Here is a 12,481-nt window from a genome sequence, read left to right on the forward strand (position 1 = left end):
GTCATTTCAAATTAGCACCAATATTTACATTAAATAAGACTAAGCTTATTGAACATTCACAACAGTCCAAACGTAGGTTTTGGGCTTCAATAGTTCTTTTCTTTTTTATTATCTGTTGCCTGGCAATCATCAATCGATACTAAGGGCTTAACTGTACAGATATAACGTATCAAGAGGTAAGAGAAACCGCGCCATATGCAGACATGGCGCGGTTTTATGCAAAAACAATCACGCGTCCGGGAACATCACGCTATGGCCCGGCGCTTCACGATGGAGATGGATAAAGTTAAGATGCCGCTCGTACTGGTCAAGAATATCGGTGATCACCTGCTCTTTGCTGTAGTCCATCAGGTCGTTGCCCTGGCTGCCTTCTAACAGGAAGGTTTCCAGCCGGTAGTAGGTCGATTTACCGCTACGTGCGCGGTAGGTAAAGCCCGGCACCGAATATTGCTGCGGCCAAATCTGATAGACAAAGTTTTGCTCTTCGCCCATATGCACCAACAAATCCAGATGCCCCAACTGTTGTCCCTCTTCCGGCGGCAGGCTTTTTAGCTCCACGTACGCGCCGCGCAACCGCAACTCCTGCGCCACTTCTTCCATTGCCGGGTAACAGACCGTCTCCATCATCTGTTTAGTGTAACGCGTGCCCGGATAATTCATCAGGCGCGAGAGACGTTTTTTCCAGCTCAGGCGATCCTGAAGCCCCAGCGGTCGCGGTGCGGTATCGCGGTTGGCACTTTCACGGCGGTAATCTTCTACCTTCAGAGATTTATACAACCCCGCCATCACGAAGAAGATCACAAAGCTGAACGGCAGGCCCATAATCACCGTGGTGTTTTGCAGCGCGGATATCCCGTTGGTCATCAGCATGCCGAGCGTCAGCAGGCCAATCGCCACCGACCAGAAGACGCGCAGCCAGCCGGGGGCGTCGCTGTTGATATCTTTAAGCTGCGAGGTGAAATTCCCCAGCACCAGCGCCCCGGAGTCCGCCGAGGTCACATAAAACAGCAGGCCAGTAATGGTGGCGACGGAGGCGCTAAAGGTAAACGCCGGATACTGCGCCAGCAGGCTGTAGAAGCCGCGCTCCGGATGGACCATCGCTTCCTCGGCAAATGCCGCGCCGCCGTGGATGATTTCATACAGCGCGCTATTGCCGAACACCGAGAGCCATAACAGCGTGAAGGTAAACGGAATAATCAACGTGCCCAGCACGAACTGGCGAATGGTACGCCCACGCGAGATACGCGCCAGGAACAAGCCAACAAACGGCGACCATGCCACCCACCATGCCCAGAAGAAGAGCGTCCAGTTATTCATCCACTCAACCGGACGGTCGAAGGCAAAACTGTTGAGCGTCATGCCCATAAAGCGATTCATATAGTCGCCAACGTTCAGCACCAGCGCATTAAGCAGGAACGAGGTGTCGCCCATAAACAGCACGAAAAGGATCAATCCCAGCGCCAGCGCAACGTTAAGTTCCGATAACACACGAATCCCCTTATCGACACCGGAGGTGACAGAGATCGTGGCGATGATCACCGACAAGGCGATCAGTGCCGCTTTCGCCGCCATTGAATCGGGAATATCAAACAGTACGCTCAAGCCATAGTTAAGCTGCACCACACCGATACCGAGCGTAGTGGCAATACCGAAGATGGTGCCGATCACCGCTGCAATATCCACTGAGTGACCTATCGGCCCGTTAATCCGTTTACCGAAGATCGGGTACAGCGCCGAGCGGATGGTGAGCGGCAAATTATAACGATAACTAAAGTATCCGAGCGCCATGCCCATCAGCGCATACATCGACCAGCCGGTTAAGCCGTAGTGAAACAGCGTCCAGACCATCGCCTGACGCGCGGCCTCAATCGTCTGACCCGCGCCTTCCGGCGGCTGCATATACTGCGTTACCGGTTCGGCTACGGAGAAGAACATCAGGTCGATACCGATCCCGGCAGCAAACAGCATCGCCGCCCAACTCAGCAGACTGAATTCCGGTTTTGATTGTTCTGGCCCGAGCTTCACCGAACCAAAACGCGAACAAGCGATGCAGACCACAAAGACAATATAGAGCGTTGCCGCCAGCAGATAGTACCAACCGAAGGTTTTAGAGACCCAGTCCAGCGTGCGTCCAATCCACAGGGCCGAGAAGTCGCGAAACAGGATCGTTGTCAGGGAAAACAACAAAATCAGTCCGGCGGAAGTGTAAAACACCACCGGATTGATTTTGTCCTTTTCCCTGCTGTGTGAAAGGTCTGTCATCCAGTATCCCCACTGTTATTGTTACCATTTAAAATCAAATTCGTAACAATTAAGACACATTTTATATTGAACGTCCAATCAATAACCGCTTTAATAGATAAACAACGCTGATGAATGGAGTGGCGAAAATGCCCAAATTGGGGATGCAGTCGATCCGGCGCAGACAACTGATCGACGCCACGCTGGAAGCAATAAATGAAGTGGGCATGCACGATGCAACGATCGCGCAGATCGCCCGCCGTGCAGGCGTTTCTACGGGGATCATCAGCCACTATTTCAGGGACAAAAATGGTCTGCTGGAAGCAACCATGCGCGATATCACCAGTCAGCTGCGTGACGCGGTTTTGAATCGATTACATGCACTTCCGCAGGGCAGTGCAGAGCAGCGATTACAGGCGATTGTTGGCGGAAACTTCGACGAAACGCAGGTGAGCAGTGCGGCGATGAAAGCCTGGCTGGCGTTCTGGGCCAGCAGTATGCATCAGCCGATGCTCTATCGCTTGCAGCAGGTCAGTAGCCGCCGCTTATTGTCGAATCTGGTGAGCGAATTTCACCGCGAGTTACCGCGCCAACAGGCGCAGGAAGCGGGCTACGGACTTGCCGCGCTGATTGACGGATTATGGCTGCGCGCGGCACTGAGCGGCAAACCGCTGGATAAACCTCTCGCACACTCGCTGACCCGTCACTTTATTACTCAGCATTTACCCACCGATTAACCGAGGAGACGTGATGTCCCGAATGGCAGAACAGCAGCTTTATATACATGGTGGTTATACATCCGCCACCAGCGGTCGCACCTTCGAGACCATTAACCCGGCCAACGGTAACGTGCTGGCGACCGTGCAGGCCGCCGGGCGCGAGGATGTCGATCGCGCCGTGAAGAGTGCCCAACAGGGGCAAAAAATCTGGGCGGCGATGACCGCTATGGAACGCTCGCGTATTCTGCGTCGGGCCGTTGATATTCTACGTGAACGCAATGACGAACTCGCAAAACTGGAAACCCTCGACACCGGAAAAGCATATTCGGAAACCTCAACCGTCGATATCGTTACCGGTGCGGACGTGCTGGAGTACTACGCCGGGCTGATCCCGGCGCTGGAAGGCAGCCAGATCCCGTTGCGTGAGACGTCATTTGTTTATACCCGCCGCGAACCGCTGGGCGTAGTGGCAGGGATTGGCGCATGGAACTACCCGATTCAGATTGCCCTGTGGAAATCCGCCCCAGCGCTGGCGGCAGGCAATGCAATGATTTTCAAACCGAGCGAAGTCACCCCGCTTACCGCGTTAAAGCTGGCCGAAATTTACAGCGAAGCGGGCCTGCCGGACGGCGTATTTAACGTGTTGCCGGGCGTGGGCGCGGAGACCGGGCAGTATCTGACCGAGCATCCGGGCATTGCCAAAGTGTCATTTACCGGCGGTGTCGCCAGCGGCAAAAAAGTGATGGCTAACTCGGCGGCTTCCTCCCTGAAAGAAGTGACCATGGAGCTGGGCGGTAAATCACCGCTGATCGTTTTTGACGATGCGGATCTCGATCTCGCCGCCGATATCGCCATGATGGCGAATTTCTTCAGCTCCGGTCAGGTGTGTACCAACGGCACCCGCGTCTTCGTTCCGGCGAAATGCAAAGCCGCATTTGAACAAAAGATTCTGGCGCGCGTTGAGCGCATTCGCGCGGGCGACGTTTTCGATCCGCAAACTAACTTTGGCCCGCTGGTCAGCTTCCCGCATCGCGATAACGTGCTGCGTTACATCGCCAAAGGCAAAGAGGAAGGCGCGCGCGTACTGTGCGGCGGCGATGTACTGAAAGGCGATGGCTTCGATAACGGCGCATGGGTTGCACCGACCGTGTTCACCGATTGCCGCGACGAAATGACCATCGTGCGCGAAGAGATCTTCGGTCCGGTGATGTCGCTTCTCACTTATGAATCTGAGGACGAAGTGATTCGCCGCGCTAACGATACCGACTACGGTCTGGCGGCGGGTATCGTGACGGCGGACCTGAACCTCGCGCATCGCGTCATTCATCAGCTGGAAGCGGGTATTTGCTGGATCAACACCTGGGGCGAATCCCCGGCAGAGATGCCCGTTGGCGGCTACAAACACTCCGGCATTGGTCGCGAGAACGGCGTGATGACGCTCCAGAGTTACACCCAGGTGAAGTCCATCCAGGTTGAGATGGCTAAATTCCAGTCCATATTCTAACCAGGAGGTTTATTTGCAATTTGACTACATCATTATTGGTGCCGGCTCAGCCGGCAACGTCCTCGCTACCCGTCTGACTGAAGATCCGAACACAACCGTGCTGCTGCTTGAAGCAGGCGGCCCGGACTATCGCTTTGACTTCCGCACCCAGATGCCCGCCGCGCTGGCGTTCCCGCTACAGGGCAAACGCTACAACTGGGCCTATGAGACGGAACCCGAACCGTTTATGAACAACCGCCGCATGGAGTGCGGACGCGGCAAAGGTCTGGGCGGTTCATCGCTGATCAACGGCATGTGTTACATCCGTGGTAACGCGCTGGATCTCGATAACTGGGCGCAAGAACCCGGTCTGGAGAACTGGAGCTACCTCGACTGTCTGCCCTACTACCGCAAGGCCGAGACTCGCGACGTGGGCGAGAACGACTACCACGGCGGCGACGGCCCGGTGAGCGTCACCACCTCCAAACCCGGCGTCAATCCGCTGTTTGAAGCGATGATTGAAGCGGGCGTGCAGGCGGGCTACCCGCGCACGGACGATCTCAACGGCTATCAGCAAGAAGGTTTTGGCCCGATGGATCGCACCGTCACGCCGCATGGCCGTCGCGCCAGCACCGCGCGTGGCTATCTCGATCAGGCCAAATCGCGCTCTAACCTGACCATTCGTACTCACGCCATGACCGATCACATCATTTTTGACGGCAAACGCGCGGTGGGCGTCGAGTGGCTGGAAGGCGACAGCACCATTCCGACCCGCGCGGCGGCGAATAAAGAAGTGCTGTTATGTGCAGGCGCGATTGCTTCACCGCAGATCCTGCAACGCTCCGGCGTCGGCAACGCTGGACTGCTGGCGGAGTTTGATATTCCGCTGGTGCATGAATTACCTGGCGTCGGCGAAAATCTTCAGGATCACCTGGAGATGTATCTGCAATATGAGTGCAAAGAACCGGTTTCCCTCTACCCTGCCCTGCAGTGGTGGAATCAGCCGAAAATCGGTGCGGAGTGGCTGTTTGGCGGCACCGGCATTGGTGCCAGCAACCACTTTGAAGCAGGCGGATTTATTCGCAGCCGTGAGGAATTTGCGTGGCCGAATATTCAGTACCATTTCCTGCCAGTGGCGATTAACTATAACGGCTCGAACGCAGTGAAAGAGCACGGCTTCCAGTGCCACGTCGGATCGATGCGCTCGCCAAGCCGTGGGCATGTGCGGATTAAATCCCGCGCCCCGCACCAGCATCCAGCGATTCTGTTTAACTACATGTCGCACGAGCAGGACTGGCAGGAGTTCCGCGACGCAATTCGCATCACCCGGGAGATCATGCATCAACCGGCGCTGGATCAGTATCGTGGCCGCGAAATCAGCCCCGGTGTCGAATGCCAGACGGATGAGCAGCTCGATGAGTTTGTGCGTAATCACGCCGAAACCGCCTTCCACCCATGCGGTACGTGCAAAATGGGGTACGACGAGATGTCCGTTGTGGATGGCGAAGGCCGCGTGCACGGGCTGGAAGGATTACGCGTAGTCGATGCGTCAATTATGCCGCAGATTATCACCGGCAATCTGAACGCCACGACGATTATGATTGGCGAGAAAATGGCGGATATGATTCGCGGGAAGGATGCGTTGCCGAGGAGCACGGCGGGATATTATGTGGCAAATGGGATGCCGGTGAGAGCGAAAAAAATGAGTCGTGATGTGAACTGACTCAGGAACCTATCAGATTGAGAGTTACCGTTCTACTATGAGGACCGAATCCTTATATAAAACACTGAGGTAACTCTCATGCTTCATATCCAGTATTCATGATGCTGGCTTTTTGCTGATATTTAACCCGAACATTCCTGATACAGACTATTAATTCATTTATCTGCGGCAGATTTTATTTTCTGGATATATTATGAGTGAACAAATCAAACAGGATATCGATCTGATTGAGATTTTATTTTATCTGAAGAAAAAGGTAGATGAATACCAACAAAACTCTGGGCAGTAATAAACAGCATTCTGATAGAGAGTGCCTGTATAAAGCTGAAGTGACAATGACCGGGAAGGGAACCCGTTTTCAGGAATGGATGCCTGTCTTTTTCAATTTAAATATCCTGGCATTAGTAATGCCAGGATATTTACAGAAGAGCAGCATAACCATGACGGAACGGGGTTAAGTCAGGTTGTCCTAAACGCTATTTTCAACCTCGTATGCCTTCTTCAGGTTTATGTCCAGACTTCATATCTCTCTCAACAATCCTCAATAATCAGATACACCGCTTTCACCGGGCCATGAACTCCGACGACTTTGATAAGCTCAATATCCGCCGTTGAACTGGGGCCGCTAATGATGTTAATGCAGGAAGGCATTCGTTCACCGGCCTGCGCTTTCTGATGCAATTTTTCTGCGAGTTGCGCTACACGCGGCAGGATAGTGCTTTTACGCAGGATAAAAAGAGAAGATTCCGGGAGCAGGCTCAATGAACGCCCGCGCCCGGCGGCGGAAAAAAGAACCACGCCTCCCGATTCGGTTAAACCATATTCAGCATATACGACGCCCACTTTAGCCTGCTCTGCTTGTGATATGTTCTCAATACCTTTCGCCGGATCCCAAACAACGGCATTGCATTCCTGCTGCAAACGTTCGCTAATCCCCAATTCCTCCAGCCTCGTGTCACCGCTAATCACGATCGACTGATCTCCCAGCTCTTTACACAGACGTATTGCAGCTTCTGCGGCCTGCGCCTCGCTGGTCAGTTCACAGCGCGTCAACATAACATCGCTGGCAAACTGGATAAACGCGTCACAGCGCTGCTGTTGGTTAAGTTCGGTAAGCCGCTCGTTAGCATAGTTGTTAAGCGGCGCATCTTCTGCTTGCGGTTCAAGTCGCTGCGGGCGACCCAGTGCCTGAGCAACGTTATTCAAAAATTCGCTCCGATTATCCATTCTTTTTCTCCTGCGCCTGATGTTTCTTAAACCAACTACGGAAACTCTCTCCGTCAGCTTCAGGAAGATCGCGTGCTTCCATCCAGTCGCTAATCGCGCCAAATTTGAGTGGTGTTTTGCCGCCATTGATAAACCAGCTTGCCGCATGAGCGCCGGCCATCATCCCGACTTTCCACAATCCTGGATGACTATTGGCATAAGCGAACATTTTTATCGCCCGTTGCTCTGCTTTTGCGGTGATCCCTTTTTCAGCCATCACCCGACGATGACGCAAAATCAGTTTTGACAGCGGAATACGCACCGGACACACGCTGTCACAAGCGGTGCATAAAGAGCAGGCGTAGGGTAAATCTTTAAAATCTTTATAGCCGCCAAGTAGCGGAGAAATCACCGCACCAATTGGCCCTGGATAAATAGAGCCATATCCATGACCGCCAATATGGCGATATGCCGGACAAGTATTCATACAAGCCCCGCAGCGAATACAGCGCAGCACATCCCGAAATTCAGAGGCCAGCACCTCAGAACGCCCGTTATCGACAATAACCAGATGAAACTCTTCAGGACCATCAACGTGCCCCGCTTCGCGCGGTCCTGTCAGCCAGGTGTTGTATCCCGTCAAACGTGCACCAACGGCACTGCGCGCCAGCATGGTGATCAATACATCTACCTCGGCAAACGTGGGGGCAATACGCTCCATTCCCATCACTGCAATATGCGTTTTAGGCAGCGTGGTACACATTCGCGCATTACCTTCATTGGTCACCAGGCATACCGAACCGGTCTCTGCCACCGCGAAATTACAGCCGGTAATACCTATTTCAGCACTGAGGAAATCTTCGCGGATTTTTTGCCGGATGAATAAGGTCATTGCTTCAGGCGTTTCCGACCCCTCATAGCCCAGACGTTCGTGTAGCACCCGACGGATCTGATGGCGATCTTTATGAATTGCCGGGACCACAACATGAGAGGGCGGATCTTGATCCAGCTGGAGAATGTATTCACCCAGATCGGTTTCAATCACCTGAATGCCAGCATCCTGCAACACATGATTGACACCAATCTCTTCGGTCACCATCGATTTAGATTTCACCACCTTCCGGGCATTTTTGCGTTGGGCAACCTGTAAAATGTAGCGGGTAGCGTCTTCTTTGGTTTTTGCAAAATAGACGTGACCGCCGTTTTGCGTCACTTTTTCTGAGAGCTGGTACAGATAAGCGTCGAGATTACTCAGAACATGATCACGTATCTGGGCGGCCCGATCGCGCCACTCCTCCCAGTGCCCCAATTCATCGACCATTTTTTGCCGATTTGCCCCGATACGCTGCTGCGCGTTTGCCACCGCTTTGCGCATGATCGGATCTTCAATTTGCTGACGGATGCGTGTCTTAAAATCTGTATTACTGGTTTTGATCGACATCTTTATATCCTCAGCGGCTCATCAACACTTCAGCAATATGCATCACTTTGACTTTCTGCCCTTCCCGTTGTAATCGCCCACTGATGTTCAGCAGGCAACTCACGTCAGCACCTATTAAATACTCAGGGCGGACTTCCATCAGGTGCGCAACCTTTTCTTGCACCATCTCGCCGGATATTTCGGCCATTTTAACCGAGAACGTGCCGCCAAATCCGCAGCAGGTATCCTGTTCAGCAAAGGTCAACAGCTCCAGTCCACGCACATTTTTCAGCAGCGTAAGTGGTTCGTCCTTCACCCCCAGCTTACGGGCCAGGCTACAAGATGGGTGATACACCGCTCTCCCTTGCAAACTGGCACCTACATCGACTACCCCTAATGTATTAACAATAAAAGAGGTGAGATCCTGCATACGCGCGGCAACCTTTTCGGCACGTGATGCCCATTCAGGTTCATCCGCCAGATACGTCGGGTAACTTTTTACGGCATAGGTGCAAGAGCCAGCCGGTGAAATAATGGGATCGTCGTTATCCTCCAGTGCGGCGATCAGATTTTTCATCCCTGGAATCGCTTCTTTGATATAACCACTATTGATCGCAGGCTGACCGCAGCATCCCTGTTTCTCCGGGAAATTTACGCGACAGCCGAGTTTTTCCAGTAGCAGCACGGAGTCTCGTGCCATTCTTGATTTCAGGGCGTCACCAATACAGGTGACAAAGAAATTGACATTCACAACTAATACTCCATTACTTCATACCCATTTATGCCCGATGGTTCCCCCCTTCCGGGGGATCAATCATCAATAAATATGGCGTTCTTTTTTAATTGGCTAGCAACATACCACCCCTCATTTGTATGACAAATGATAATATTTCATCTAAACTTCAAATGCAATAACTAATTTTATTTCTTTCGGCATCGCTCACATTTTATAGGGAAATCGACGATCATTTTTGACATAAGAAATCCATTTAAAAAGGCTACATCCCTTATACCTATTCAGAGCTACTTATTCAGGGGTTATTGAGATATACACTGATGGTGTACAAAAAAATCACCGACAATAATCACGTATCAAGTAATAGTCGGGATTTTAGTTAATTGAAGCAATTTAGTTTGCATTTTTATTTAAAAACTGAACTAGAGTCCATCAAAAAAATATATAAAGCCCAAAACCACCGTTGGAAATAGAAATAGTCGAAAGGCTCACAACTCCCGGAATGCGGATTATCTTTGCCCCGATTTCTGGCGATTTTATTCAGGGTGCAAGCTGTCTGACCCTTTCCCGATATTCTCCCGGAGTACAACCAAACTCGCGGACAAACGCCTTGTGAAAAGATGATTCACTGGCATAGCCTACTGACTCAGCGATCACCACAACAGGGAGCATTTCCCGGGAAAACATCTGGGCCGCTATTTGTAGACGCAACTTTGTTAATACAGCCAGCGGCGTGGTTCCGGAAACATCGCGGAAAAGCTGGGCAAAACTTGCCCGGGACATGTGGGCGATGCTGGCCAGCGATTCGACGGTCCAGGCGTGTCCTGGCATTTCCAGCATTTGCTGTATTACCGCACCAAGACGTGGATGCAGAAGCAAACTGAGAATGTTTTTCTCTGTATTAACCTGTGCAATCCACTCACGCACCGCGAGGGTAAAGAATGTAGCGCAGATCTGGCTACACAGAGCATCCACTCCCGGCATTGCCGATCTGGATTCCTGTTGTAAAAACGGGATCGCCTCCCTCAGCCAGTTATATTCCACGCTATGGTTCACTGGTGCTACAAACAGCGTTTCCGGCAAAGACGTTAAAAAATAACGCGCCGAATGTTGCAGTCGAAGAGTGCCACAGACAATACAGGTCGATTCATTATCGACATGACTCAGGCGATGAGCTGAATTTTGTGGTAGCAGGACCACATTTCCCGGGCGTAATGTAAAAATCTCTCCCGTCGGCATTTCCAGCTTCGCCGCTCCTTGCGTTAACGCATGCCAACGAATAACCGACAATTCCCCGGCACCATGTGGAAGTTGCCAGTCACTTCCTAACACGCAATTCTTATCGATCGTTCCTTGTGGAGCGTTAAGCATCAACAAACGGCTAAGAGCATCCATATCAGACTCCTGAGTGGTTTTTTGATTACAAACACCAACAATCTTAGTCAATAATTAATCTAATACCATCAAATAGTTAATCATGATTTTTGTTTTGTGATTCTGATTAAGAAAAAGAAAATACCAGACGATAAGACAAAATATCAAGCGTTGTGAAGAAATGTTATTTGCTCTTTTGCGTCTATAGTCATGATGTCAAATGAACGCGTTTCGACAGGAAATCATCATGAATAAATATCAGGCAGTTATTATTGGTTTTGGCAAGGCTGGAAAAACATTAGCCGTCACGCTGGCAAAAGCAGGTTGGCGTGTGGCTCTCATCGAACAATCAAATGCAATGTATGGCGGGACCTGTATTAATATCGGCTGTATCCCAACCAAAACATTGGTTCATGACGCACAGCAGCACACAGATTTTGTCCGTGCCATACAGCGTAAAAATGAAGTGGTTAATTTTTTACGTAATAAGAATTTTCATAATCTTGCGGATATGCCCAATATCGACGTGATCGACGGCCAGGCGGAGTTTATCAATAATCATAGCCTGCGTGTTCATCGGCCTGAGGGAAATCAGGAGATTCATGGCGAGAAAATTTTTATTAATACCGGTGCACAAACCGTGGTTCCGCCAATTCCTGGAATTACCACCACGCCTGGTGTATATGACAGCACCGGATTACTTAATCTAAAAGAATTGCCTGCACATTTAGGTATTTTGGGCGGCGGATATATTGGCGTTGAGTTCGCCTCTATATTCGCTAATTTTGGCAGCAAAGTAACCATTTTAGAGGCAGCTTCGCTGTTTTTGCCTCGGGAAGATCGGGATATTGCTGATAATATCGCGACGATTTTACGCGATCAGGGCGTCGATATAATCCTCAATGCCCATGTGGAGCGAATCAGTCACCATGAAAATCAAGTGCAAGTGCATAGCGAGCACGCCCAACTGGCGGTGGATGCACTGTTAATAGCTTCCGGTCGTCAACCGGCTACCGCTTCGTTACATCCAGAAAATGCAGGTATCGCAGTAAACGAGCGCGGGGCAATTGTCGTTGACAAGCAATTACATACCACCGCAAACAATATTTGGGCGATGGGAGATGTTACCGGCGGGCTGCAATTTACTTACATTTCACTGGATGATTACCGCATTGTGCGTGATGAATTGCTGGGAGAAGGCAGACGTAGTACTGATGATCGGAAAAATGTGCCTTATTCCGTATTCATGACACCGCCACTGTCCAGGGTTGGTATGACAGAAGAACAGGCCAGAGAGAGTGGTGCTGATATTCAGGTGGTGACATTGCCTGTAGCTGCAATTCCGCGTGCCAGAGTGATGAATGATACTCGTGGGGTATTAAAAGCGATTGTTGATAATAAAACCCAACGTATATTAGGGGCATCACTGCTGTGTGTTGACTCCCACGAGATGATCAATATAGTGAAAATGGTGATGGATGCCGGGCTGCCTTATAGCATATTACGCGATCAGATATTTACTCATCCGTCGATGAGCGAATCACTCAATGATCTATTTTCATTAGTCAAATAAACTCAA

At 51.1% G+C, this 12,481-nt stretch carries 10 protein-coding genes and 1 pseudogene; 6 read left to right on the top strand and 5 right to left on the bottom strand.

What is annotated here, in order from left to right:
- Positions 1-228: 228 nt before the first annotated feature.
- Positions 229-2,262 (bottom strand): choline BCCT transporter BetT, encoded by a 2,034-nt coding sequence (betT, locus tag ACJHWR_RS19935; RefSeq protein ID WP_000131029.1) that lies wholly within the window; start codon positions 2,260-2,262, stop codon positions 229-231.
- A gap of 128 nt (positions 2,263-2,390) precedes the next feature.
- Here betT and betI point away from each other — a divergent pair, with 128 nt between their 5' ends.
- The 5 genes and pseudogenes from betI to ACJHWR_RS19960 all read left to right on the top strand — a co-directional run bounded on the left by betI (position 2,391) and on the right by ACJHWR_RS19960 (position 6,624).
- Positions 2,391-2,978, top strand: a complete 588-nt coding sequence (gene betI / locus ACJHWR_RS19940) for a transcriptional regulator BetI (protein WP_001543524.1) — start codon at positions 2,391-2,393, stop codon at positions 2,976-2,978.
- A gap of 13 nt (positions 2,979-2,991) precedes the next feature.
- The gene (gene betB, locus ACJHWR_RS19945) at positions 2,992-4,464 is read left to right on the top strand and encodes a betaine-aldehyde dehydrogenase (protein ID WP_000089074.1); all 1,473 of its coding nucleotides are present in this window, start codon (positions 2,992-2,994) and stop codon (positions 4,462-4,464) included.
- Between the two features lie 13 nt (positions 4,465-4,477).
- Complete coding sequence (betA, locus tag ACJHWR_RS19950) at positions 4,478-6,166, top strand: choline dehydrogenase (RefSeq protein WP_023141610.1); 1,689 nt, start codon at positions 4,478-4,480, stop codon at positions 6,164-6,166.
- 193 nt (positions 6,167-6,359) lie between these two features.
- A pseudogene (locus tag ACJHWR_RS19955) lies at positions 6,360-6,425 on the top strand (hypothetical protein); the annotation flags it as partial.
- A gap of 1 nt (position 6,426) precedes the next feature.
- Positions 6,427-6,624: a hypothetical protein gene (locus tag ACJHWR_RS19960; RefSeq protein WP_012311773.1), complete on the top strand. Its 198-nt coding sequence runs from the start codon at positions 6,427-6,429 to the stop codon at positions 6,622-6,624.
- Between the two features lie 73 nt (positions 6,625-6,697).
- On the opposite strand, the gene ACJHWR_RS19965 is transcribed toward ACJHWR_RS19960, so the two are convergent.
- From ACJHWR_RS19965 to rclR, 4 genes are all read right to left on the bottom strand, one after another.
- Positions 6,698-7,393, bottom strand: a complete 696-nt coding sequence (locus ACJHWR_RS19965; RefSeq protein WP_000370410.1) for a lactate utilization protein C — start codon at positions 7,391-7,393, stop codon at positions 6,698-6,700.
- Positions 7,386-8,813, bottom strand: coding sequence for a LutB/LldF family L-lactate oxidation iron-sulfur protein (locus ACJHWR_RS19970; protein WP_000023924.1), 1,428 nt, complete (start codon positions 8,811-8,813; stop codon positions 7,386-7,388). Before ACJHWR_RS19970 ends, ACJHWR_RS19965 begins: the two co-directional genes overlap by 8 nt.
- A 10-nt stretch (positions 8,814-8,823) precedes the next feature.
- Positions 8,824-9,543, bottom strand: a complete 720-nt coding sequence (locus ACJHWR_RS19975) for a (Fe-S)-binding protein (protein WP_001102127.1) — start codon at positions 9,541-9,543, stop codon at positions 8,824-8,826.
- Between the two features lie 525 nt (positions 9,544-10,068).
- Positions 10,069-10,923 carry a reactive chlorine-specific transcriptional regulator RclR gene (rclR, locus tag ACJHWR_RS19980; protein ID WP_000339603.1) on the bottom strand — a complete coding sequence of 285 codons (855 nt, stop codon included), beginning with the start codon at positions 10,921-10,923 and terminating at the stop codon, positions 10,069-10,071.
- A 226-nt stretch (positions 10,924-11,149) separates the two neighbouring features.
- Between rclR and rclA the strand changes: the two genes are divergently transcribed.
- Entirely contained in the window at positions 11,150-12,475 is a 1,326-nt protein-coding gene (gene rclA / locus ACJHWR_RS19985) for a reactive chlorine resistance oxidoreductase RclA (protein ID WP_001046324.1), read from the top strand.
- The last annotated feature ends 6 nt before the right edge of the window (positions 12,476-12,481 follow it).

The organism is Escherichia sp. WS568 (genome assembly GCF_046486085.1).
GTDB lineage: Bacteria > Pseudomonadota > Gammaproteobacteria > Enterobacterales > Enterobacteriaceae > Escherichia > Escherichia coli.

What these genes read in the sequence shown, in the direction of transcription:
- betT (WP_000131029.1), bottom strand. Translation starts at nt 2,262, where the DNA reads ATGACAGACCTTTCACACAGCAGGGAAAAGGACAAAATCAATCCGGTG.
- betI (WP_001543524.1), top strand. Translation starts at nt 2,391, where the DNA reads ATGCCCAAATTGGGGATGCAGTCGATCCGGCGCAGACAACTGATCGAC.
- betB (WP_000089074.1), top strand. Translation starts at nt 2,992, where the DNA reads ATGTCCCGAATGGCAGAACAGCAGCTTTATATACATGGTGGTTATACA.
- ACJHWR_RS19960 (WP_012311773.1), top strand. Translation starts at nt 6,427, where the DNA reads ATGAATACCAACAAAACTCTGGGCAGTAATAAACAGCATTCTGATAGA.
- ACJHWR_RS19965 (WP_000370410.1), bottom strand. Translation starts at nt 7,393, where the DNA reads ATGGATAATCGGAGCGAATTTTTGAATAACGTTGCTCAGGCACTGGGT.
- ACJHWR_RS19970 (WP_000023924.1), bottom strand. Translation starts at nt 8,813, where the DNA reads ATGTCGATCAAAACCAGTAATACAGATTTTAAGACACGCATCCGTCAG.
- rclR (WP_000339603.1), bottom strand. Translation starts at nt 10,923, where the DNA reads ATGGATGCTCTTAGCCGTTTGTTGATGCTTAACGCTCCACAAGGAACG.
- rclA (WP_001046324.1), top strand. Translation starts at nt 11,150, where the DNA reads ATGAATAAATATCAGGCAGTTATTATTGGTTTTGGCAAGGCTGGAAAA.